General features: G+C 43.2%; 21 protein-coding genes and 1 riboswitch. Of the genes, 6 read left to right on the top strand and 15 right to left on the bottom strand.

Annotated features, from left to right (window positions below; genetic code table 11):
* The first annotated feature begins 42 nt into the window (after positions 1 to 42).
* The 6 genes from AC4CVD_RS07690 (at position 43) to AC4CVD_RS07715 (ending at position 8,402) form a co-directional block, all read left to right on the top strand.
* Entirely contained in the window at positions 43 to 1,215 is a 1,173-nt protein-coding gene (locus tag AC4CVD_RS07690) for a thiolase family protein (RefSeq protein ID WP_490752733.1), read from the top strand.
* A 319-nt stretch (positions 1,216 to 1,534) separates the two neighbouring features.
* Positions 1,535 to 2,428 (top strand): LysR family transcriptional regulator, encoded by an 894-nt coding sequence (locus AC4CVD_RS07695; RefSeq protein ID WP_004979763.1) that lies wholly within the window; start codon positions 1,535 to 1,537, stop codon positions 2,426 to 2,428.
* 144 nt (positions 2,429 to 2,572) lie between these two features.
* A riboswitch (guanidine-I (ykkC/yxkD leader) is annotated at positions 2,573 to 2,676 on the top strand.
* A gap of 27 nt (positions 2,677 to 2,703) precedes the next feature.
* Positions 2,704 to 3,444 (top strand): urea amidolyase associated protein UAAP1, encoded by a 741-nt coding sequence (locus AC4CVD_RS07700; RefSeq protein ID WP_490752735.1) that lies wholly within the window; start codon positions 2,704 to 2,706, stop codon positions 3,442 to 3,444.
* Between the two features lie 17 nt (positions 3,445 to 3,461).
* Positions 3,462 to 4,112 carry an urea amidolyase associated protein UAAP2 gene (locus tag AC4CVD_RS07705; RefSeq protein ID WP_218288850.1) on the top strand — a complete coding sequence of 217 codons (651 nt, stop codon included), beginning with the start codon at positions 3,462 to 3,464 and terminating at the stop codon, positions 4,110 to 4,112.
* A 5-nt stretch (positions 4,113 to 4,117) separates the two neighbouring features.
* Positions 4,118 to 7,723, top strand: coding sequence for an urea carboxylase (uca, locus tag AC4CVD_RS07710; RefSeq protein ID WP_490752738.1), 3,606 nt, complete (start codon positions 4,118 to 4,120; stop codon positions 7,721 to 7,723).
* 241 nt (positions 7,724 to 7,964) lie between these two features.
* On the top strand, positions 7,965 to 8,402 hold the full coding sequence (locus AC4CVD_RS07715) for a hypothetical protein (RefSeq protein ID WP_224216854.1): 438 nt from the start codon (positions 7,965 to 7,967) through the stop codon (positions 8,400 to 8,402).
* 63 nt (positions 8,403 to 8,465) lie between these two features.
* On the opposite strand, the gene accC is transcribed toward AC4CVD_RS07715, so the two are convergent.
* From accC to AC4CVD_RS07790, 15 genes are all read right to left on the bottom strand, one after another.
* Complete coding sequence (accC, locus tag AC4CVD_RS07720) at positions 8,466 to 9,827, bottom strand: acetyl-CoA carboxylase biotin carboxylase subunit (RefSeq protein WP_005399493.1); 1,362 nt, start codon at positions 9,825 to 9,827, stop codon at positions 8,466 to 8,468.
* A 16-nt stretch (positions 9,828 to 9,843) separates the two neighbouring features.
* Positions 9,844 to 10,263 (bottom strand): acetyl-CoA carboxylase biotin carboxyl carrier protein, encoded by a 420-nt coding sequence (accB, locus tag AC4CVD_RS07725; protein ID WP_062034808.1) that lies wholly within the window; start codon positions 10,261 to 10,263, stop codon positions 9,844 to 9,846.
* Between the two features lie 16 nt (positions 10,264 to 10,279).
* Positions 10,280 to 10,735, bottom strand: a complete 456-nt coding sequence (gene aroQ / locus AC4CVD_RS07730; RefSeq protein ID WP_114836661.1) for a type II 3-dehydroquinate dehydratase — start codon at positions 10,733 to 10,735, stop codon at positions 10,280 to 10,282.
* A gap of 1,088 nt (positions 10,736 to 11,823) precedes the next feature.
* Positions 11,824 to 12,600, bottom strand: coding sequence for a 3-oxoadipate enol-lactonase (gene pcaD / locus AC4CVD_RS07735; protein WP_490752741.1), 777 nt, complete (start codon positions 12,598 to 12,600; stop codon positions 11,824 to 11,826).
* Positions 12,601 to 12,700: 100 nt separating this feature from the next.
* Complete coding sequence (pcaF, locus tag AC4CVD_RS07740) at positions 12,701 to 13,906, bottom strand: 3-oxoadipyl-CoA thiolase (RefSeq protein WP_490752743.1); 1,206 nt, start codon at positions 13,904 to 13,906, stop codon at positions 12,701 to 12,703.
* A 251-nt stretch (positions 13,907 to 14,157) separates the two neighbouring features.
* Positions 14,158 to 14,808, bottom strand: a complete 651-nt coding sequence (locus tag AC4CVD_RS07745; protein WP_078425589.1) for a 3-oxoacid CoA-transferase subunit B — start codon at positions 14,806 to 14,808, stop codon at positions 14,158 to 14,160.
* Positions 14,809 to 14,821: 13 nt separating this feature from the next.
* Complete coding sequence (locus AC4CVD_RS07750; protein ID WP_490752745.1) at positions 14,822 to 15,502, bottom strand: 3-oxoacid CoA-transferase subunit A; 681 nt, start codon at positions 15,500 to 15,502, stop codon at positions 14,822 to 14,824.
* Positions 15,503 to 15,529: 27 nt separating this feature from the next.
* Positions 15,530 to 16,762, bottom strand: a complete 1,233-nt coding sequence (gene benE, locus AC4CVD_RS07755; RefSeq protein ID WP_490752747.1) for a benzoate/H(+) symporter BenE — start codon at positions 16,760 to 16,762, stop codon at positions 15,530 to 15,532.
* A gap of 54 nt (positions 16,763 to 16,816) precedes the next feature.
* Positions 16,817 to 17,602 carry a benzoate diol dehydrogenase BenD gene (gene benD / locus AC4CVD_RS07760; RefSeq protein ID WP_490752749.1) on the bottom strand — a complete coding sequence of 262 codons (786 nt, stop codon included), beginning with the start codon at positions 17,600 to 17,602 and terminating at the stop codon, positions 16,817 to 16,819.
* Positions 17,603 to 17,617: 15 nt separating this feature from the next.
* Complete coding sequence (benC, locus tag AC4CVD_RS07765) at positions 17,618 to 18,634, bottom strand: benzoate 1,2-dioxygenase electron transfer component BenC (protein ID WP_490752750.1); 1,017 nt, start codon at positions 18,632 to 18,634, stop codon at positions 17,618 to 17,620.
* Between the two features lie 90 nt (positions 18,635 to 18,724).
* A complete protein-coding gene (benB, locus tag AC4CVD_RS07770; protein WP_087012991.1) occupies positions 18,725 to 19,234 on the bottom strand; it encodes a benzoate 1,2-dioxygenase small subunit in 510 nt (169 codons plus the stop codon).
* Positions 19,231 to 20,628 (bottom strand): benzoate 1,2-dioxygenase large subunit, encoded by a 1,398-nt coding sequence (gene benA, locus AC4CVD_RS07775; RefSeq protein ID WP_333656626.1) that lies wholly within the window; start codon positions 20,626 to 20,628, stop codon positions 19,231 to 19,233. The genes benB and benA overlap by 4 nt, the downstream gene beginning before the upstream one ends.
* A 78-nt stretch (positions 20,629 to 20,706) precedes the next feature.
* A complete protein-coding gene (gene catA / locus AC4CVD_RS07780) occupies positions 20,707 to 21,627 on the bottom strand; it encodes a catechol 1,2-dioxygenase (RefSeq protein ID WP_004979728.1) in 921 nt (306 codons plus the stop codon).
* A 145-nt stretch (positions 21,628 to 21,772) separates the two neighbouring features.
* Positions 21,773 to 22,063 carry a muconolactone Delta-isomerase gene (gene catC / locus AC4CVD_RS07785; RefSeq protein ID WP_005399484.1) on the bottom strand — a complete coding sequence of 97 codons (291 nt, stop codon included), beginning with the start codon at positions 22,061 to 22,063 and terminating at the stop codon, positions 21,773 to 21,775.
* A gap of 29 nt (positions 22,064 to 22,092) precedes the next feature.
* The gene (locus AC4CVD_RS07790) at positions 22,093 to 23,202 is read right to left on the bottom strand and encodes a muconate/chloromuconate family cycloisomerase (RefSeq protein ID WP_490752753.1); all 1,110 of its coding nucleotides are present in this window, start codon (positions 23,200 to 23,202) and stop codon (positions 22,093 to 22,095) included.
* Positions 23,203 to 23,276 lie beyond the last annotated feature (74 nt).

The raw sequence follows: 23,276 nt of genomic DNA on the forward strand, positions 1-23,276 counted from the left end.
GGCTTAAAGCAAATAAACCGCAAAAAAAGGATGAAATAGAAAATGATTGTTATTGTAGATGGTGTACGTACAGCAATGGGTGGTTTTCAAGGTTCACTGTCAAGCTGCACCGCACCTGAACTTGGTGCGGTGACAATTAAAGAAGTGTTAAACCGTTCAGGCTTACAGCCGACCGATGTGGATGAAGTGATCTTTGGTTGTGTACTTCCAGCAGGTTTAAAACAAGGCCCTGCACGTCAAGCAATGCGTATGGCGGGTCTACCTGACTCAACGGGTGCAACAACCATCAATAAAATTTGTGGCTCTGGTATGAAAGCCGTCATGCAAGCGGCTGATGCGATTAAAGCGGGTTCAGCTGAGATTGTGGTGGCCGGTGGTATGGAGTCGATGTCAAATGCGCCGTACTTACTTGAAAAAGCACGCGCGGGCTATCGTATGGGACATGGTAAAACCACCGATCACATGTTCCAAGAAGGTTTAGAAGATGCTGAAACAGGTCTGTCGATGGGTGTACTTGCTCAAGAAATGGCAGATAAAAAAGGCTATACCCGAGAACAGCAAGATCAGTATGCCATTGGTTCTTTAAATAAAGCCGTTGCTGCGATTCAAGGTGGTTTCTTTAAAGATGAAATCGTGCCTGTGACGGTAAGTAGCCGTAAAGGCGATGTTGTGGTTGATCAAGATGAACAACCGCTCAATGCCAAAGTAGATAAAATTCCAACTTTACGTCCGGCATTTAAAAAAGACGGCACGATTACTGCGGCAAATTCGAGCTCTATTTCGGATGGTGCTTCGGCACTGGTTGTAACTTCATCCGAAGTTGCTGACGCACGTGGTCTCAAGCCATTGGCAAAAGTTGTGGCTTATGCAAGTAATTCCCAGCATCCATCTGAGTTCACCATTGCCCCTGTAGGTGCCATTGAGAAAGTTTTAGCCAAAGCAGGCTGGTCTGCGAGTGATGTGGATCTGTGGGAAGTCAATGAAGCATTTGCGATGGTCACAATGCTTGCAATTGATAGTTTTCATTTAGACCCTGCTAAAGTCAATGTGAATGGGGGCGCTTGTGCACTTGGTCATCCATTGGGTTCGTCTGGTTCACGTATTATCGTGACTTTACTGCATGCTTTGAAACGTACTGGTGGGAAAAAGGGTGTAGCTGCTTTATGTATTGGTGGTGGTGAGGCGACTGCTATTGCCGTCGAGCTGCTGAACTAAAGCTGTAATATCCTTAGCTGTGCCTGTGAAGAAAATGATTTAATTATCTATAATTCGGCATGGTTGATTTCATCAAAGGTTCGATTGATTCGGGCCTTTTTTGTTATGTAAAATACATGCAGATTAAGCGACATAAATTTTCAGGGAAAGCGTCGATTGTTCAGTACAGCTAAAGGTATAATTAATGTGCTTTTATTGCTGAAACGTTTGATATTAGACCTAGATGCTTATAAAAGTAAGTTTTGAGCATTGGATCATCGCTATAATGGGTAGATGATGGATCGTCTACCATCACATGCATATAAGGAACATTTTTTTCGTGTTTGAACTGGACTGTAAATTACTCAGTATCTTTTTTTACGTTTATAAGTTTAAAAGTGTGTCACTGGCGGCTGATCATTTAGAAATGAGTCAACCGACGGTGAGTAACATTCTGAATAAAATTCGCCAACATTATAATGATCCGCTATTTTTGCGGATTGGCAATGAAATGGTGCCAACTGAGCTGTCGAAACAGCTATTTCCATTGGTCAGTGAGGCTTTAAACAAGGTTGAAATCATTAATAATTTTACGATTGATTTTGACCAAGCCACTTCACAGCAACAGTTTTCTTTGGCTATGACCGATGTTTCGCATTTGGTGCTGTTGCCGAAAATTTCGCAATACTTAAAGAAACATGCGCCGCATATTCGTTTGAATATCCGTCCGATCACCTCTGAAACCAGTTATCAAATGGCAAATGGTGAGATTGATTTGGCGCTGGGTTTTTTACCTCAACTGGAAAATGGCTTTTATCAACAGCAACTGTTCGAGCAGTATTATGTGGTGATTGCTGCCAAAGATCATCCGCGTTTGACAGGTGACAGTATCAGCACAGCGCAGTACTTGGCTGAGTCACATATCGATATTGATGCAGGCATGGGACATTACCATATTGAAAATGAACTGCTTAATTTAGAACTAAAACGTGACATTTTAATGCGTTTACCGAGCTATCTAGGCGTCGGCTTGGTGGTACAAGAAACCGATGCAATTGCGACAGTCCCGTATTATTTAAGTGAAGTGCTGCTTTCACGTGGCAATTTAAAGATCTTCAATGCGCCAATTGCCTTCCCAAGTTATGGGGTGAAACAGTATTGGCATATGTCTTGTCATCACAAAACCAGTCATCAGTGGCTGCGTCACATGTTTCATGAAATTTTAATGAAGTAATTCTTAAAATTTGATGCTTTTTAGTGCGCATAGCGAAAATATGCGTGCTTAAAATCTAAAGTGCCCATTTATTGCTCATAAATAGTATTACGAAGTTTAAAAATCGTAATACTAAATTGGCACAGCCTTTGCATCGTCTAATCTGAAAGAGTGATCTAGGGTTCCGATACATATCTATTTTATGTATGTCTGCGACCGAGAGTTCACGGTTCGAAAGAGCTACACGGAGGGATAAAAGCCCGGGAGGTAAACAGTTACGATTTAGGCAGAAGCGCATGAGCACAATAATTTATCACGACGATAACGCACTATGGACTGAACTTTTACCGGGTGGGCATCACTGGTCTGGACGTATTCAACGCGGCACAGTGTTACAGTTTAAAGCCTTGGGGGCACAAGCCAACGTTTCTCTTTTCTGTGTCAGCAGCGAAGACAAGCTCGAACGTTTTAATATGCCAGATAGCCTAAAGGCACAGCATACGGCATTTCTAAGTACAGGGCATGTGTTGTATTCAGACTTAGGTCGGGTTATGGCTTCAATCATTCAAGACGAACATGGTTGGAATGATTCCTTGTGTGGTCCAAGTCGTACAGAACAAATTCAAAAACAATTTGGCACTCAAACCTTTCAAGATGCACGAAATGAGATGTATCGGAGTGGACGCGACAGCCTGTTACTTGAAATGACCAAGTTCTCATTAGGTCAAGCCGATCTGTCAGCTACGGTTAACCTATTCTCTAAAGTTCGCCCTGATGATGCAGGCAACTTATCTTATGTTGATACTGACAATACCCATCAAACTATTGAACTGCGTTTTGAGATGGACTGTCTGGTATTCCTATCTGCCGCGCCACATGGTTTAAGCCAAGCAGCAAAGTATCAGCCAGCCGATATTCAAATGCGCTTATTCAAAGCCTCCGCTTTAGCAGTACACGATGTCTGTCGTGATTCATGCCCACAAAACCAACGCGGTTTTCAAAACAACGCACGTTATTACGCATTTGATGCTGCTTAACCCCGAGGAGAATACGCATGACCAGTTTACAAGCATTTGATAAAACCGTTTTAAATGAAGTCTGTCCAGCGGGTGAGGCATGGATGTGTGAAGTCCAGAAAGGGCAATATTTCCGTATTATTGACCTCGAAGGCAACCAAGCAGTCGATACTTTATTGATTTCTGCGAGCAATCCTGAAGAACGTTACAGCGCAACCGATACTCTAGCCATTAATCAGCAGATTTATCTAGAAAAAGGCACAGCTCTATATACCAACTATGGCAACAAAATCGCCACGATCCATGATGATAACTGTGGTCGCCATGACACCTTAGGCGGTGCTTGTTCATGTGAGAGTAACACCGTACGTTATGCACACGACACATTTCCGATGCACAGTTGCCGTAATAACTTTATGACAGCTTTAGCTTTGCACCCTATCGCAAAAAAGTATGGACTAAATGTTCGTCATATTGGGCCGAATATTAACTTCTTTATGAATGTACCCGTGAGTAGTGATGGGCATCTCAAGTTTGACGATGGAATATCGGCGCCGGGTAAATATGTTGAAATTCAAGCAGAGATGGATCTCATCGTGCTGATTTCAAACTGCCCACAGCTGAACAACCCATGTAATGCCTATAACCCGACCCAAATTCAACTGATTGTACGTGAAGGCAAGGAGTAAGCAGCATGTTTAAAAAAGTTCTCATCGCCAACCGTGGGGCAATTGCCTGCCGAGTAATTCGTACATTAAAGAATTTAGGCATTCAGTCTGTTGCGGTGTATTCAGAAGCAGACCGTGATTCCTTACATGTAACGTTAGCTGATGAAGCGGTATTTATTGGTGATAGTCCAGCCAGCCAAAGTTATCTAAATATTGAAAAAATTTTACAGGTCGCGAAAGAAGCAGGTGCTGAGGCCATTCACCCTGGTTATGGCTTCTTGTCTGAAAATGCGGAGTTTTGTGATTTGTGTGAGTCACAGGGCATTGTGTTTCTAGGGCCGAATTCAGCGCAAATGCGGAGTTTTGGCTTAAAGCATACTGCGCGTGAACTAGCCATTCAGGCGAACGTGCCATTGTTACCGGGGAGCCAACTTTTAGCAGATGAAGCGGAAGCACTGGTAGAGGCGAATCGTATCGGTTATCCCTTGATGCTGAAAAGTACCGCAGGTGGTGGCGGTATTGGTATGCGTTTGGTGTGGAATGAAGCAGAGCTTAAAGATGCTTATGCAACGGTATCTTATTTGGCACAAGCGAACTTTAAAGATGCAGGTTTGTATTTAGAAAAGTTTGTGGAAAATGCGCGTCATATTGAAGTCCAAATTTTTGGTGATGGCCAAGGTTTGGTTCTGGCTTTGGGAGAGCGGGACTGTTCAGTACAGCGCCGTAACCAAAAGGTAATCGAGGAAACTCCTGCACCACATTTAAATGATGAACAACGTGCTTATATTCAAGCTGTTGCCGTTGAGTTGATGCAGTCAGTGAATTACCGTTCGGCAGGTACGGTTGAATTTGTGATGGATACTGACACCCAGCAATTCTATTTCTTAGAGGTGAATACACGTCTACAAGTTGAACATGGCGTGACTGAACAAGTGTTTGGTGTAGACCTTGTGGAATGGATGGTTACTTTAGGTAGCGGTGACTGGACTGCGCCAACAGATACACTTGCACCTAAAGGCCATTCGATCCAAGTCCGTTTATATGCTGAAGATCCAATTAAGAATTTTCAACCCAGTGCTGGGTTATTGACTTATGTCGAGTTTGATCCGCAAGCGCGTAATGAAACATGGGTAGAAACTGGTTCAAACGTGTCTTCCTTTTATGATCCAATGATTGCCAAAATCATTGTGACTCACGAAAACCGTGAAAGTGCAATTCAGGCCATGAGCGATACTTTGGCAAAAACCTCAGTGGCAGGAATTGAAACCAATCTTGAGTATTTACAAAATATTATTGACTGTGAAGTGTTTAAAGCAGGGACACAGACTACACGTTTCTTAAATACTTTTGAGTGGAAAACTCAAAAAATTGAGGTATTACAGTCTGGTATTCAAACGTCAATACAAGACGTCAATGGTCGTTTGGGGTACTGGGATGTTGGAGTGCCACCATCAGGTGCGATTGATCCACTATCGTTAAATGTTGCTAATCAACTATTGGGAAATCCATTTAATACCGCAGGGCTCGAATGTACATTACAAGGCCCAACTTTAAAGTTTCACTGTGATAGCCAAATCGTGATTACGGGTGGCGACATGCTTGCGACATTGGATGGTGTCGACGTTGCTATGTGGCAGACCCTTAATGTTAAAAAAGGGCAAATTCTTAAAACAGGTAAAATCACCACAGGTTGTCGTAGTTATATTGGCATTAAAGGCGGGTTCAATGTCCCTACCTACTTAGGCTCACAAGCAACTTTTACTTTAGGTCAGTTTGGTGGTCATGCAGGACGCAATTTACTGATTGGAGATATGTTGCCCATTACGGCGTACTCATCGGCAGAAACTGTTGCACTCAGTGCAGCACAGGTGCCGAGCTTTAGCCAGACCTGGAACATTGCAGTGATGTATGGACCGCATGGTGCGCCTGACTTTTTCACCAAACGAGATATTGAGTGCTTCTTTGAGCAAGAATTTGAAATTCACTTTAACTCAAGTCGTACAGGCATTCGTTTAGTCGGTGAAAAACCTGAATGGGCGCGTACCGATGGTGGTGAAGCAGGACTACATCCTTCGAATATTCATGATAATGCTTATGCCATTGGCGCGATTGACTTCACTGGAGATATGCCAATTATTTTAGGACCCGATGGTCCAAGCTTGGGCGGTTTCGTTTGCCCAGCGGTGGTGGTTAGCTCAGAACTATGGAAAATTGGTCAGCTTAAAGCGGGCGATAAAGTTAAATTTATCCCAATTTCTTATGATCAAGCTCAAGTATTGAATCAAAAATATAGCGCAGCGTTAACCGCAGATACGACTGAAAATGTAGAATTTTCTCCAAGCTTTCATGCTGAAATGGAGACCTTATCAGATGCCGTTTTAGCGACCCAAAAAGGTGAGAGCGCTGCACCCGATGTAATCTATCGTCCCGCAGGTAATAGTTATCTGTTGGTTGAATATGGAGAGTTGGTTTTAGATCTCAATTTACGCTTCCGTATTCATGCTTTAATGCAATGGGTTAAAGACCAAAGTATCGAAGGAATTATTGATTTAACACCGGGTATTCGTTCACTGCAAATTCATTTTGATTCATTAGTGCTAGATCAAAAACATTTATTGTGCCTTTTACAACAAGCAGAAAGTGAATTGCCTGATGTGACCGCAATGGAAGTCCCGTCGCGCACAGTCTATTTGCCTTTGGCTTGGGAGGACTCACAAACTCAGTTGGCGACTGAACGTTATATGCAAACAGTCCGTCCAGATGCGCCGTGGTGTCCTGACAATGTAGAGTTTATTCGTCGTATCAATGGTTTAGACTCAAAGCAAGCAGTGAAGGATATCGTATTCAGCACCAATTATTTGGTGATGGGTTTGGGAGATGTGTATTTGGGTGCACCTGTGGCAACGCCGCTGGACCCACGTCATCGTTTAGTAACTACCAAATATAATCCTGCACGTACATGGACGCCTGAAAATGCAGTCGGTATTGGTGGCGCGTATATGTGTGTCTATGGCATGGAAGGCCCGGGCGGTTATCAGTTTGTTGGACGTACAACCCAAATGTGGAGTCGTTACCGCAAAAACCCCGACTTTGAACAGGATAAGCCATGGCTACTGCGCTTCTTTGATCAAATTAAATTTTACGAAGTGTCTGAAACAGAACTGATGCAAATGCGGGAAGACTTTAAAGCGGGACGCTTAAAGCTTCGTGTAGAAGATGGGATTTTAAACCTAAAAGAATATAATGACTTCCTCATTGAAAATGCGGCATCCATTTCAAGTTTTAAAGCGGTACAGCAAGCGAACTTTGAAGATGAACGCCGTCGTTGGCATGAGGCAGGTTTGGCTGAACATGTTTCTGAAAGTATAGATACGGTGTTAGATGATAGTGAAATTCAAATTCCTGAAGGTGGTTGTGCAGTAGAGTCGCATATGCCGGGTTCTATTTGGAAAATTGAATGTACCTCTGGAGACATTGTGGAAGAAGGGGCAACTTTGGCCGTGATTGAAGCCATGAAAATTGAAATTCCCATTATTGCACCTGAGCGGATGAAGGTTGAAGCCATTACCATTGAAAAAGGGCAAACGGTAAAAACAGGTCAGGTGCTGTTTACACTGGCACCTGTAGCCTAAATTCAAATATCAAGAAATACAAAAAAGACTGCTTAAGCGGTCTTTTTTCGATTCTGAAAGGAGAATTTATCTAGTGCTGACAATAAATCGTTTTGTTAAATCGAGATTGCAACCCATAACAAAAAATAGATTGTTATGAAATGGTTATAAAATGATGTTTTGAATCAAAATATGCTAATTTAGTGAGACGCTTAAAAACATTATGGCTTGTATGAAAAAAACATTACTCGGCATGTTATTCATGTTAACTTCATCAGTGCTTATGGCAAATACGCCAAGTCAGCCTGAGGATACTCAAGCATCAAATCAAAATAATATTCGTGTAACGACACGCCCTGAAATTGTGGGCTTATGGGGAATGGAAATTCCAAATAATCGTAAATGCGTTGAATACTATAATTTTAAAAGTAATAGTGATGTTGTGATTAAAAGTGGGGAAGAATGGTCTACGGGAATTTATGATTACCAGCCATCAACCGACAAAAATGTGCAATTACCTGCTTTGATTTTACAAGTCAAATTTGATAATAACCAAGTGGATTGTTCTGGGTCTCAAGAAGATCAGACTGGTGAAATGTCTCAGTATTTCGTGAAATGGCAAAGTCCATCGACCATTAATTTTTGTGCCAATGATAAAGCACAACAATGCTTTGCAACGCTACGTCGTGTACTGCCTTAATTAATTCTTTTATAAATAAAAAACCGCGATAAATCGCGGTTTTTTATTTAAGGATCAAGACAATTATTTATCTTGATTTCCTTCAATTTGCTTTAATAAATGCTTTTCAAGGTAGTGAATATCCATCGCTTGTTCACAGAATTTTTCATCTTGAAGAATCAAATCTTTATGCAATGGAATATTGGTTTTAATACCGGTCAGAATCATTTCATCAAGCGCTTGGCGCATTCGAGCAAGTGATGTTTTACGATCCTTACCGTGTGCGATCAGCTTTGCAATCATCGAGTCATAGTATGGCGGAATGCTATAGCCTTGATAGATATGCGAATCAAGACGAATACCTGCACCACCTGGCACATAAAAATTCTCAATTTTACCTGGTGAAGGCAAGAAGGTCGTTGGATCTTCAGCATTGATACGGCATTCAATCGCATGTCCTTTGACTTCAACTTGATCTTGTTCAATTTCAAGACCTAAGCCACCAGCAATGCGGAGCTGTTGTTCAATAATGTCGATACCTGTCACCATTTCAGTTACAGGGTGCTCAACTTGAACACGTGTATTCATCTCAATAAAGAAGAATTCACCATCTTCAAACAAGAACTCGAATGTACCTGCACCACGGTACTGCATTAATTTACAAGCATTTACGCAAGCTTCTAAAATGTCAGCACGTGCTTGTTCAGGTAAATTTGGCGCTGGCGCTTCTTCTAACACTTTCTGATGGCGACGCTGTAAAGAGCAGTCGCGGTCATAGAGGTGAATTGCGTGGCCATTACCGTCGGCAAGAACTTGGACTTCAACGTGACGAGGTGTTTGTAGGAAACGTTCCATATACACCGTGTCATCGCCAAACCACATTTCAGCATCACGCTGTGCGGCTTGAACGGATTCGAGCAGGGTATCGACACGTTCTACAATACGCATACCACGACCACCACCACCAGAAGCAGCTTTCACGATCAATGGGAAACCAATTTCTTTAGCTTCAGCCAGCGCATTTTGCGGTGTAACCGCATTTGCAGAACCCGGTACGGTTGGAACACCTGCTTTACGCATTGCAGTAATTGCAGAAACTTTGTTACCCATCAAACGGATGTGTTCAGGGCGTGGTCCAATAAAAATGAAACCTGAGTTTTCTACAATTTCAGCAAATTCAGCATTTTCTGATAAGAAGCCATAACCTGGGTGAATGGCATCTGCACCTGAAATTTCAGCTGCTGTAATAATGGCAGGAATATTCAAGTAGCTTTCGCTGCTTGCACCCGGTCCAATACATACTGCTTCATCTACAAAACGTAGGTGCATTAAGTCTTTGTCGGCATCTGAATAGATCCCTACAGTCTTAATCCCTAAAGTTTTGCAGGCACGGGTGATGCGCAGGGCAATTTCACCACGGTTTGCAATTAAAACTTTTTGCAACATTATAAGTCCCCGTCTATTACGCGCGGTAGCGGAATAATGGTTGACCGAATTGGATCACTTCGCCGTTTTTCACTAAAATTTCTTCAACCACGCCGCTTTGCGTTGCTTCAATCGGGTTCATGATTTTCATTGCTTCGATAATACCAAGTGTTTCACCAGCAGTGATGGTTTGACCGACTTTAACAAATGGCGCTTCACCTGGGCTTGGTGCCGCGTAAAACACACCAACCATTGGAGATGTTTCTACAGCACCACGTGGTGTTTTAGCCGCTGGTGCTTGAGCAACAGGAGCTGCCATAGCAACAGCAGCACCAGCTGCAACAACTGGACTGCGACGAGTCAACGCAATCGATTGATCGCCTTCTTTAACTTCAATCGCTTGTAAGTCAGATTCAATCATCAGGTCGATGAGTTTCTTGATTTTACGAATATCCATGTGACAGTATTCCTAATTATGATTGCGTAGAGGGTTGAATTTTAGTGAGAGCGTAATTGAGTGCAGCGCTATAACCTTGAGTACCTAAGCCACAAATAACGCCAACGGCTTTATCTGATAAATATGAATGATGTCTAAACGCTTCGCGCGCATGAACATTCGATAAATGAACTTCAATAAATGGGATGGCTACACCAAGCAGGGCATCACGTAGAGCAACAGAGGTATGCGTGAGTGCAGCTGGATTAATAATAATAAATTGGACGCCATCCGCTTGAGCTTGATGAATACGGTCGACAATGGCACCTTCCCAATTACTTTGAAAAGTGTCGAGAGAAATTGAAGCATTTTCAGCTTGTGCAATGAGTTGCTGATTGATGTCGTTCAGCGTTAGAGAACCATATACTTCTGGTTCGCGCTTTCCTAGCAAATTTAGATTCGGTCCATGAATAACCAAAATGGTCGAACTCATTTAGCTTGCTCCATTTATAAATTGCAATAAATCTTTGCAAGATGGCTGCAAAGTTTGCGTATTATGGCATAAAGTTCTACATTTTTTTTATAGTTTGTTTGAATTGACGTAGATGCTTAGTGCCAAACTTCGGCAATATAATGTAAATTTTGCAAGGAATTGGCAATGTTAAAAGATTACAAATTTTCGGATTATTACTCTTTTTTACATTGTAAGCCAAATTGACCAAAAGCAGCAGATTTGTTTTCGTTTTGTGCCACAGGTACAACTCAAGTCTTGAAAAGAGGGCAGCTCAGACTTCTTAGTCGGTAGCTCACTCTGCATCAGATCTAGATCAATTCTTATATGGCTAAACTGTATATCAAAATAAAACTGAAGTCTGATATGGTTTGTATCGGTAGATGATCTGATCAATTTATTCTAGCTATTTTGGCTGGCTTGACGACCATGATCAATTCAGTTGCTAAGCTTTATTGGATCAACATTGAACTGGAAAGTATCACTTTCATCAATTAAAACATTAACTTGTTACATTAAAGTGTAGATGGACGCTTTTGTCTGTTGTTAACATCTATTTAGCTGACGTCATTAACTTTTAGCAAAAAACTGAAAAACTTGAAACAGTAAGAGGAAAACTCAGGTTTCTAAGGGGCTTTTCAGCATCCTCCTTGCTGATAAATTTTCCGTTAAATAAGCAAAAGACTGTAGAAAAATTGCTGAGTAGCAGATTGTATTGGAAAAATATCCTCCTATTGCGTATGGGCATTTGCTGAGCGAGAAGATTTTATAAAACAAAACGATTGGCTATTTTGCTCATTTTAACTGGGTAGATTCGGCTTTACATGATGGGATCTAGTGAGTTTAGGATTGGCAATAAGTGAAATTTCGAAGATATGATTTTGAAATCATAATAATTTCAGTTTGTTTTGTATACAATTTTTGAGTTTTGATGATTTTAAGATGAACAATAGAATGAGCCTAAGCCAACATATTTCTAATGCTGAGTTTTACGCATTCCTATCTCTTTCTTTAAATAGGTAAGAAAAAAACAGCCCATGTTGGGCTGTTATTGGATCAGATCTAGAGCATTAAGCAATAAAGTCTAAGATGGCCTGATTGAAGGCTTTGGGCTGTTCGATATTTGAAATATGAGAGGCATCGATTTCAAATAGGGCACTACTTCGGATGTGATTCACCATGTACTGTGCATCTGAGACTGTTGTTACGGGGTCTTTACGCCCTGCAATAACAAGTAAAGGTACGTGAATGCTTTCGAGTTTTTCACGTAAATCCGCTTTAGCCAAAGCTTCACAACAACTCGCATAACCTTCTGGGCTGCCAGCACCTAAGTCGTTTGAAAGCGCTGCTACAGTTGCTGCGTTGCTTTGGATAAAGGGTTCGGTAAACCAACGGCTCGCAGCCGTTGATGCAATTGGTTCTAAACCATGGGTACGTACTAACGATGCACGATCATTCCATGCCAGTTCACTGCCAATTTTGGCTGAGGTATTACATACAATGGCACGGTGAAAACGTTCAGGTTTATGAATGACTAACCACTGACCTGTAAGCCCGCCCATTGAGATACCGCAAAAAATGGCTTTCTCAATATTTAAATGGTCCAATAAATGTATCAGGTCTAGACCAAGTTGTTCAATATCATAAGGCCCTTGAGGCGCAGAAGACTGGCCATGCCCGCGAGTGTCATAGCAAATCACAAAATAATTTTTCTGGAAAAAAGTAATTTGTGGTTTCCACATGTTGAAGTTCGTGCCTAGCGAGTTTGAAAAAACGATCGCAGGATTTTTGGGGTCACCAAAGGTCTGATAGTGAATTTCGGCATTATTTGAAGTAAAACTTGGCATATACTTTTCCTTAATTCATTAAAAATTTTTGAGTGTCTCTACTGTTGTTATCAGCAAAACGTGTTATGAGCAGAAACACCTCGTCAGATCAGAAGAAGGGTTAAACCCGCTGAATAATCATTGCAATACCTTGACCGACACCAATGCACATTGAACACAAGGCATAAGTTCCACCGCTTTGTTCGAGTTGGTTTAAAGCTGTGGTGACTAAACGTGCACCCGATGCACCCAATGGATGACCGATCGCAATCGCACCACCGTTTGGATTCACTTGTGTTGTGTCATCTGCCAGACCTAAATCACGAGTAACGGCCAGTGCTTGTGCCGCAAAAGCTTCATTCAACTCAATCACATCCATCTGCTCGATGCTGAGATTGGCTTGTTTGAGTAACTTTTTGATGGCAGGTGCTGGTGCAAAGCCCATGATGCGCGGTTCTACACCCACTGCTGTTGAAGCAATGATTTTAGCACGCGGTTTAAGTTGGTACTGCTGAATCGCTTGTTCCGAAGCAATCAGTACAGCAGCCGCACCGTCATTGATGCCTGACGCATTCCCCGCAGTGACGGTGCCTTCTGCTGTCACGACTGGCTTGAGTTTGGTTAAACCTTCCAAGGTGGTCGATGCACGTGGATGTTCATCCGTGTCGACCACAATCGGATCACCCTTACGCTGTGCAATACTCACAGGAATGATCTCATGTGTAAAAAAGCCTTGAGCTTGCGCGGTTGCGGTGCGCTCTTGACTCGTCAAGGCAAACTGGTCTTGATCTGCACGATCAATATTAAATTGTTGTGCCACGTTCTCCGCGGTTTGCGGCATGGTCTCTACACCATACATCGCTTTGAGCTTCGGATTGATAAAACGCCAGCCCATGGTGGTGTCTTCAATCTTCTGGCTACGGCCATAGGCGGTTTCTGACTTACCCATCACAAAAGGTGCACGAGACATACTTTCGACGCCACCTGCAATGATTAAATCCGCTTCACCTGCTTTAATCGCACGGGCTGCCATGGCAATCGCATCGAGTGATGAGCCACATAAACGATTCACAGTCGTGGCAGGAACTTCAACAGGTAAACCTGCAAGGAGTGCAGACATACGACCCACATTACGGTTATCTTCACCGGCTTGGTTGGCACAACCATAAATCACGTCATCGACTTGGGTCCAATCTACACTTGGATTACGTTGCATTAAGGCTTGAATTGGCACTGCACCCAAGTCATCGGCACGGATCGGAGCGAGTCCACCTGCATAACGGCCGAATGGGGTACGAATGGCATCGATAATATATGCGTCTTTCATGTTTAATCTTGTCCTTTAAAACGGGACTCTGCTGATAGATCAACTGTATCTAGTCACGACGGAGTCTTATCGTGTTCAGTCAAATAGCAGTAACTCGTTCTCGTCCCTTTTTTAAAAAAGGGACCAAAAACTTTGTCATCAACAAAACCTGTTCACTCACAGCAATTTTCCACTGCTGTTGCAAAAACAATATTTTTAAAGCGCTCGACAGGTTGTTGATGACTATAAGCTCTAGCAAATTTTTCTGAAATTTACTGTGTCGCATCCACCAATGGAGCACCCGTCATCGCCTGCAATTCTGCAAAGCTTAGACCGTCGACTTTCTCAATCACTTTTAAACCGTCTGCGGTGACATCAATCACACACAGGTCAGTGTAGATACGATCGACACATTTCAAACCTGTCGCTGGATAGCTCAGTTCAGCCACGATCTTCGGTTCACCCTGTTTGGTGACATGGTCGGTGGTGATAAAGACTTTCTTGGCACCGACGGCTAAGTCCATCGCACCACCGACGGCAGGAATCGCATCGGGTGCACCGGTATGCCAGTTGGCCAAGTCACCATTGGCTGCCACTTGAAAGGCACCTAATACTGCAATATCTAAGTGACCACCACGCATCATGGCAAAAGAATCGCCATGGTGGAAAAAAGCACCGCCTTCGAGCATGGTCACATATTCTTTACCCGCATTAATCAACTCAGGGTCTTCTTGACCTTTTTCAGGTGGTGGACCAAAAGCCAATAAGCCATTTTCAGAATGTAAGAATACGTCTTTGTCACTTGGTAAGTAACTGGCAATCTTGGTCGGTAAGCCAATCCCGAGATTGACATACGCACCATCTGGAATATCTTGTGCGACACGTTCTGCAATTTGGTTACGGCTGAGTTTTTGATAGCTCATGAAAGTCTCCCGATTACACAGCAACTGGTTCAGGCTGAACCTGCACCACATGTTGAACAAAAATACCTGCGGTGATGATGTGTTCAGGGTCTAAAGCCCCCAGTTCCACCACTTCAGACACTTGTGCAATAGTCACGCCTGCGGCCATGGCCATAATCGGGCCGAAGTTACGTGCTGATTTGCGGTAGACCAAGTTACCCCAACGGTCGCCTTTCTGTGCTTTAATCAGAGCAAAGTCAGCTTTGATTGGATATTCCAGTACATAATCTTTCCCGTCGATGTGACGGGTTTCTTTGCCTTCGGCCAATAAGGTGCCGTAGCCAGTTGGGGTGAACACTGCACCGAGTCCCATACCTGCGGCTTGGATACGACAAGCCAAGTTGCCTTGAGGAACCAGTTCCAATTCAATTTTGCCTGCACGATAGAGTTCATCGAAGACCCAAGAGTCGGACTGACGCGGGAACGAACAGATGACTTTTTTCACGGCACCTGCTTTGAGGAGCTTGGCTAAACCATAGTCACCATTACCAGCATTGTTACTGAGGATGGTAAGGTCTTTAATACCGAGTTGAATTAACCCATCGATCAGTTCAGCAGGTTGTCCTGCTGTACCAAAACCACCAATCATGATGGTTGAGCCATCCTTTATTTGTGAAAGTGCTTCTGTTAAAGAAGCTGAACTTTTATCAATCATAATATTGTCCTAGGCACAGCGTACCTATTAACTTTTAGAACTTGGATTGGAGCTTGGAGTTGAAGCTAAAGCTGAAACGTCAGGACTACGTTTGGTTAAAATCAGATGCGCAGTTAAACCAATAACGATGCCCCAAAAAACGGAACTTAGACCCAAAAAGTGCATACCTGAAGCTGTAGCTAAAAAAGTAATGAGGGCAGAATCTCGTTGAGATTCATCTTTCATGGCTACAGCAATATTGGTTGAAATTGCACCCAATAAGGCCAAGCCAGCCAATGCGGCAACAAGTTCTTTTGGTAGCAAGCTGAAGAGCAGAACGATACTGCCTGCAAACAAACCACCTAAAATATAGAAAATGCCGTTAGCAACGCCTGCGATATAACGCTTTTCTTTTAACTCATGCGCATCTTTGCCCATACACAGTGCAGCCGTAATTGACGCCAAAACGATGGTAATGCCACCTACACATGCAACAGCTAAAGACGCAATACTGGTGGTGGTGATAATCGGCTTGGCAGGCATGTCATAACCACTCAGTTTCATGATGGCCATGCCCGGTAAAAACTGTCCCGTCAGACTGACTAAAATCAAAGGCAGGGCAAGGTTTAAGGTTGAGTGCCAAGTCCATTCAGGGCTGATGAACTGAGGAATAGCAAGTTGGACATCTAAGCTCACCGCATTCATTTCACCAAGCCCAAAGCTCAAGGCCACACCTGAAAGCAGTACCCAAAGCATGCTATAACGTGGTGAAATTCGTTTTGCGACTAAAAAGACAAACAGCATGCTAAACACAATAATCGGCATACTGTTAGTTGCGCTAAACAGACCTAAACCAAACTGAAATAGAATACCTGCCATCATCCCAGCAGCCACCGACTGCGGAATCCATTTCAACAATTTATCGAAGTAACCACTGATCCCAATCAGAAGAATCACCACAGCTGAGGTGATATAAGCGGCTACAGCTTCATTCAGGCTAATATTCGGAAACAGCGTGACCAACAAAGCCGTACCCGGCGCAGACCATGCGGTAATTACAGGGACTTTAAACTTAATGGATAGAAAGATCCCTGCCACAGCTGCTCCAATAGAAATACCCCAAATCCATGAAATCATCATGGTCGGGGAAACCTGAGCTTGTTGCGCAGCCTGAAAGAAGATAATGAGTGGTCCTGAATAGGAAATCAGCACCGCCAAAAATCCTGCGACAGTGGCTGAAATAGACCAATCTTCTTTCAAAGTTTTAAACAGGGTAGCCATTCATTTGCCTCCATGCAGACATGATCCTGTATATAAAAGTAATGTAACGATCAATTAGCCTTGATCGCCACCGCCGACAGGAACAACTGTACCTGTCATATATGACGAATCATCTGAAGCAAGGAATACAATCGCATTCACTTGTTCCTGAATCGTGCCATAACGGTTCATAAAACTACGATCAATGGTTTGATCGACCACTTGTTGCATCCACAGTTTTTCATTTTCAGACAGTGGATTTGCATTACGTGGCACTTTACGCGGCGGTGCTTCGGTTCCACCTGTCGCAACTGCATTCACTCGGACCCCATCTTTGGCATGCTCAAAAGCAAGTGATGCAGTAAGGGCATTAACCCCACCTTTGGAGGCCGAATAGGGCACACGGTTAATGCCACGAGTCGCTATAGAAGACATATTTACAATCGTACCTTTCTGATTTTTAATCATTTCAGGTAAAACAGCACGACAACACCACAGCGTTGGAAATAATGAGCGATTCACTTCTTTGATGATTTCTTCTTCAGAAAACTCTTCAAAAGGTTTCATCCAAATTGCACCGCCGACGTTGTTGATGAGCACATCGACACGGCCATAGACTTCAAGTGCTTTGTCTACAACACTTTGAGCACCTGCGAAGGTTTCAAGGTTGGCTTTGACTGTTATTGCATCGCCTTGATGTGCTTCAATTTCTGCTAATGTTTCATCGACATAGTCAGATAAGTCGGCTAAGACAACTTGCGCACCTTCATCAGCCACTTGGAGTGCAACACCGCGACCAATGCCTTGAGCGGCACCAGTCACAATCACTACTTTGTTTAAAAATCTTTGACGATCAGACATGATAAGTGGCCCCAATCAGTTTGCAGAGAATTTTTCAAACAGGAAGTTTGCAGGTTTTACACCTTCGCTATCTAACCAACCACGAACGGCATCAACCATAGGGACAGGACCACAAAGGTAGACATCAACATCACCGCCATTGAGCCATTCATTGTCAATATGGCCAGTCACATAGCCTTTACGCTCATGTGCAGAGTCTGGACTTGCAACCACAGTACGGTATTCAAACCATGGCAGTTTAGCTTGGAGGGCATTGAGTTGTTCTAAAGCAACTAAGTCGAAGTCATTGGTAACACCAAACACCAAACGAACAGGGTGTTCAGCCCCTTTTTCTTCTAAAATCTGCAGCATAGACATAAAAGGGGCAATCCCTGTACCGCCTGCAAGCATGACGACAGGACGAACCACATTACGCAGGTAAAAGCTACCAAATGGACCAGTAAAAGTCATTTTGTCACCGGCTTTGGCAGCACCACTTAAAAAGCTACTCATTTTGCCATTCAGCACATTACGTACAACAAAGCCAGTTAAACGGTTGCCTGGTTTCGAGCTAAATGAATAGGAACGAGTTTCTGCTGTCTCTGGGATGCCGACGTTGACATATTGACCAGCAAGGAAGTGAATGTCAGGTTGACCTTCATCAAGCTGAATATCAAAAGTAATGGTCGATTCTGATAAGTTTTCAACAGCGACTAAAGTGCCTTGATACTGATGAATTTCGGTTTTGCAGACTTCAGATGAAGCTTGAATTTGGAATACGGCATCCGAGCTTGGACGGCATTGGCAAGCCAAAATATAGCCTTGTTCCGCTTCTTCGGGCGTTAACGCATCTTCAATATACGTCTCTTCAGGCATGTCATAACTACCAGATTCGCAAAAAGCGCGGCAAGTCCCACAGGCACCATCACGGCAGTCTAGCGGAATGTTAATTTTTTGGCGGTAAGCGGCATCTGATAAAGACTCACCTTGAGTCACGGTAATAAAACGCGTTACGCCATCTTCAAATTGAAGTGCAACATTGTGGTTTGACATGGCTGAATATCCTTTAAAAACGTTGAAACTTGGAACTCTCAGCCAAAACTCCATTTGGCTGAAAGCATACTAAGGATGTGTGGCTAAAATTTAGAGGTGATAAACATCAATCACTTGGTTGATGTAATCGTTTTTCAGTACCACGTATTTACTTAAAATTTGTGGTTTTTCACCTGAAAAATCAATTTCATAACGTGACATCCCAAAGTAGCTATAACTGGTTTTGTAGCGGAAGCTCAGCGTATTCCAGTTAAAGCGGACGGTAACTTTATCGCCATCACGCCCAATCACCTCGATATTGTTCACATTGTGACAAGTACGTGTGTCTGGCATGGTCGCAGAAGAGCGTTCAGTTTTAATGCGGAACACACGGTCTTCTAAACCTTGACGGTCTGGGTAGTAAATCAGGGAAATTTCAGACTGCGGATCTGTAGTCAGGGTATCGTCGTCATCCCATGCAGGCATCCAAAACGATGCTGAAGGGGCATAACATGCAAGCCAATCGTCCCATTGCTCATCATCTAAAAAGCGTGCTTCTTGATACAGAAACTGACTGATTTGTTCGATGCTAACGGTATTGAGTGTTGTAGGAGCATTCATGCCACTTCTCCTTGTTCATTTGCAGTTTCAACAGCCAGTGCTTTTTCATTGGCAATTGCAATTTTCATCATGTCTAACCAGTGTTGGTGCTGGGCAAGGTAGAGGCCTTCATCTTCAGTTTTGACACCTGAAAGCTTTGGTTTTAGACCAATTTCATTGGCAGCATCATCTGGGCCATGAATCCAATGTTTTGAACCGCGGCACATATCATTCCATTCCAGTTCAATGCCTGCGTAGCCCGCTTGGCATGCACGGAATTCTTCTAAATCATCTGGTGTAGCCATACCTGAGGCATTGAAGAAGTCTTCGTACTGGCGAATACGGCGCGTACGAGCTTCCGCGTTTTCACCTACAGGTGCGATACAGTAAATGGTGACTTCAGTTTTATTGACTGAAATTGGGCGAAGTACGCGAATTTGTGAACCGAACTGATCCATCAAATACACATTTGGATAAAGACATAAGTTACGTGAACGCTCAATCATCCACTTCGACATTGCTTCGCCAAATTTTTCAGAATATTCGTCGGATTTCGGGAAGTTTGGACGGTCTTCTGGGTTAGCCCATTGTGTCCAAAGCAGCATGTGACCATTGTCAAAACCATATGAGCCACCGCCTTGTTTACCCCAAGCGCCTGCGCTCATGGCACGGATGTTGTCACCCGCTTGTTTTTCTTTACGTTGTTGAGTGGTCGCTGCATAGTTCCAGTGCACCGCAGAAACGTGATAACCATCTGCACCATTTTCTGCAGTGAGTTTCCAGTTGCCTTCATAGGTGTAGGTAGATGCACCACGTAAAACTTCAAGACCTTGCTCAGACTGATCCACAATCATGTCAATGATTTTGCTGGTTTCGCCTAAGTACTCTTCTAAAGAGGGAACATCTGGATTTAAGCTGCCGAACAAGAAACCTTTATAGTTGCCAAAACGTGCAACTTTTTTCAGATCATGTGAACCTTCATGGTTAAAACAGTCTGAATAACCTGCGTCTGCTGGGTCTTTTACTTTTAAAAGTTTGCCAGAGTTATTAAATGTCCAACCATGGAAAGGGCATGTATAAGTTGCTTTATTGCCACGTTTATTACGACAAAGCTGTGCACCACGGTGTGAACAGGCATTGATCATGGCATTGAGTTCACCATTACGGTTACGTGCAATCAGAATCGGCTGACGGCCAATATACGTCGTGTAATAGTCATTGTTATTTGGAATTTGGCTTTCATGTGCCAAGTAAACCCAGTTACCCTCGAAGATATACTTCATTTCTAGGTCAAAAAGGGCTTGATCAGTAAACACTGAACGATGAAGTTTGAATTCGCCTGTTTCAAAGTTGTCGACAAGTAATTCGTCGATACGATCGAGATGGCTAGTATTAATAACTGGGATACGTGGCATGTCCGTTCTCCGACTTTCCAAAAGTGAGGAAGTCCCCGAAATGCGACTTTGCAGTGGCTATTTCGGTTCCAAGGGTAATTAAGCGCTAGCGCGACGACGTTCAACTTCAGTTGATGGTGCAGCCGCTTGGTCTTTCACCAGTTCAACATTGAATTGAATGTGTTTGAATGGACCAGTTAAACCACGGCGTGCAATTTCAGCTTCATCGGTAATATCGACAGCGGTAGCCACTAAGCCTTCACGTGTTGCAAATGCAAAGTCATCCCACAGGTATTGGTCACCCTCAATGTTGAATTGGGTGGTTAACTTACGGTAGCCTGGCGCAGATACGAAGTAATGTACGTGCGAAGGGCGGTTACCGTGACGGCCTAACTTGTTCAATACAAATTGAGTTGTCCCTTCTGGTGGGCAACCATAACCAACAGGCATCGTGGTGAGAGCAACGTATTTACCATCTTGGTCACTCATGATTGAACGACGTAGATTGAAGTCTGATTGTGACTTATCGAAGAAAGAATAGTTGCCTAAGCTATTGGCATGCCAAACTTCAACTTTTGCACCTTCAATAATCTGACCATCAGTGTCAGTCACTGTCCCTTCAATAATTAAAGTCGGAATTTTGCCTTCTTCAGAACCATCATCCATACGCGCAAAACCAACCGATTCAGGTGCGCCAGCCACGTATAAAGGACCTTCGATGGTACGTGGTGTTCCGCCTGTAATGCCTGCTTTGGCATCGGCTTCATCTGCACGTAAGTCGAGGTAGTGTTCAAGACCAAGACCAGCCGCAAGTAAACCAAGTTCATTGGCTTGGCCTGCATCCGTAAAGTATTCAAGACCTTTCCAAACTTCAGTTTGGCTCAAATCTAAGTCTTCAATAGCTTGGAATAAGTCACCCAATAAACGAACCACAATTTGTTGAGTACGGGCGTCTACAGAACCTGTTGCTGTATCCACATTCATTGTTTTGACTAATGCATCAATCTGTTGACGATTCATACTATTGCTCCTTAAGTATGTTTGCTGTGTGGTGGCTAGCTTTATGAATAGGTTGAAAAGCTTAGCTGCCACGTTCCTTGTTAATTTCTTTCACTAGATCATTCATTAGGTTCCAGTGATTAAATTGCATAAAATCTTTTTTCAATTAACGATCATCTTCGCGAATAGACGATGGATGTCGGTTTAAAGGCATCACTTCAATATTCATATACGGGTACAGGGGTAAACCTTGCAAAATGTTGTGTAGCTCTTCATTGCTGTCTACATCAAAAATGCTGATGTTTGAGTACTGACCTGTAATACGCCAAATATGTCGCCATTTGCCTTGAGCTTGTAGCTCTTGCGAATATGCTTTTTCGACTGCTTTAATTTCACTGGCAGTTTCAGCAGGCATATCCAGTGGAATGTTTACATCCATACGTACGTGAAAAAGCATGTATAACTCCTAAACGGTTAAGACGTCGCTTAAGCGCGGCGTAGCTGATCAATCTTGCTTTCATCCAATTCAATACCGAGTCCTTTGCCTTGGGGTAAATGCAAAGCGAAGTCAGTGTATTGAAGTGGGGTTTTTAAAATATCTTGGGTTAACAGCAGTGGGCCGAATAGCTCGGTGCCATAAGCTAAATTTTCAAAGGTCGAGAACAAATGTGCCGAAGCAATCGTGCCGACTGCACCTTCAAGCATGGTTCCGCCATACAAATCTATACCGGCTAAGTTGGCAATCTTCGCGACTTCATGACCTTCGATTAGCCCACCAGACTGAGCCACTTTGACTGCAAAAACAGAGGCCGCATTGGTTTTGGCTAAACGGTAGGCTGAGCTTGGTCCCATGAGCGATTCATCCGCCATAATGGCAAGATCAAAACGTCGTGTTAAACGCTGCATCGCATCAATGTTGTCGATTGCACAGGGCTGCTCAATCAAGTCAACACCACCATTTTGTAGGAGTTGAATGCCTTTAATCGCATCTAGCTCAGACCATGCACGGTTCACATCGACACGGATGGAAATGTCTGAACCCAGCGCTTGTTTAATCGCAAGAACATGTTCAACATCTTCTTCTACACGGCGTGAACCGATTTTAAGTTTAAAAATATTGTGACGTTTTGCCTCAATCATTTTTCGGCCTTCAGCAATATCTTTTTCAGTGTCACCAGATGCCAACACCCAAAGTACAGGTAAGCTGTCACGTAAGCGGCCACCCAATACTTCAGAAAGGGGTAAATCTAAACGTTGCGCTTGGATGTCGAGTAGAGCAGTTTGAATTGCACATTTAGCAAAACGGTTACCATTAATATTCTTTTTCAAAGCACGCATGGTTTGTGCGATGTTTTGAGCTTTAAGGGACTTCAATAAAGGTGCAAAATAAGTTTCAATATTGGTCTTAATACTTTCTGGGCTTTCTTCACCGTAGCCCAGTCCGCCAATTGTTGTCGCTTCACCCCAACCGACAAAGCCATCTTCAGTGCTGATTTTCACCAAGACAAGCGTTTGCGTTTGCATAGTCGCTACCGCCATTTTGTGTGGGCGAATAGTGGGGATTTCGACGAGTAAGGTTTCTATAGATTTATACATCTTAACTCTGCGCAGCCTTGCGTTGTGTACCTGATTTGATATACCTTAAAAGAATAAATATGAACTGTCGAAGA

The organism is Acinetobacter sp. LipI_23 (assembly GCF_058243045.1).

Coding starts and splice junctions, on each gene's coding strand:
- accB (WP_062034808.1), bottom strand. CDS start 10,263: ATGGATATTCGTAAAATCAAGAAACTCATCGACCTGATGATTGAATCT.
- AC4CVD_RS07705 (WP_218288850.1), top strand. CDS start 3,462: ATGACCAGTTTACAAGCATTTGATAAAACCGTTTTAAATGAAGTCTGT.
- AC4CVD_RS07690 (WP_490752733.1), top strand. CDS start 43: ATGATTGTTATTGTAGATGGTGTACGTACAGCAATGGGTGGTTTTCAA.
- uca (WP_490752738.1), top strand. CDS start 4,118: ATGTTTAAAAAAGTTCTCATCGCCAACCGTGGGGCAATTGCCTGCCGA.
- AC4CVD_RS07745 (WP_078425589.1), bottom strand. CDS start 14,808: ATGAGCTATCAAAAACTCAGCCGTAACCAAATTGCAGAACGTGTCGCA.
- benC (WP_490752750.1), bottom strand. CDS start 18,634: ATGTCAAACCACAATGTTGCACTTCAATTTGAAGATGGCGTAACGCGT.
- pcaF (WP_490752743.1), bottom strand. CDS start 13,906: ATGAAAGACGCATATATTATCGATGCCATTCGTACCCCATTCGGCCGT.
- benB (WP_087012991.1), bottom strand. CDS start 19,234: ATGAATGCTCCTACAACACTCAATACCGTTAGCATCGAACAAATCAGT.
- AC4CVD_RS07700 (WP_490752735.1), top strand. CDS start 2,704: ATGAGCACAATAATTTATCACGACGATAACGCACTATGGACTGAACTT.
- pcaD (WP_490752741.1), bottom strand. CDS start 12,600: ATGCCAAGTTTTACTTCAAATAATGCCGAAATTCACTATCAGACCTTT.
- AC4CVD_RS07750 (WP_490752745.1), bottom strand. CDS start 15,502: ATGATTGATAAAAGTTCAGCTTCTTTAACAGAAGCACTTTCACAAATA.
- AC4CVD_RS07715 (WP_224216854.1), top strand. CDS start 7,965: ATGTTAACTTCATCAGTGCTTATGGCAAATACGCCAAGTCAGCCTGAG.
- catA (WP_004979728.1), bottom strand. CDS start 21,627: ATGAATCGTCAACAGATTGATGCATTAGTCAAAACAATGAATGTGGAT.
- AC4CVD_RS07790 (WP_490752753.1), bottom strand. CDS start 23,202: ATGTATAAATCTATAGAAACCTTACTCGTCGAAATCCCCACTATTCGC.
- accC (WP_005399493.1), bottom strand. CDS start 9,827: ATGTTGCAAAAAGTTTTAATTGCAAACCGTGGTGAAATTGCCCTGCGC.
- benE (WP_490752747.1), bottom strand. CDS start 16,762: ATGGCTACCCTGTTTAAAACTTTGAAAGAAGATTGGTCTATTTCAGCC.
- benD (WP_490752749.1), bottom strand. CDS start 17,602: ATGTCTGATCGTCAAAGATTTTTAAACAAAGTAGTGATTGTGACTGGT.
- catC (WP_005399484.1), bottom strand. CDS start 22,063: ATGCTTTTTCACGTACGTATGGATGTAAACATTCCACTGGATATGCCT.
- benA (WP_333656626.1), bottom strand. CDS start 20,628: ATGCCACGTATCCCAGTTATTAATACTAGCCATCTCGATCGTATCGAC.
- aroQ (WP_114836661.1), bottom strand. CDS start 10,735: ATGAGTTCGACCATTTTGGTTATTCATGGACCGAATCTAAATTTGCTA.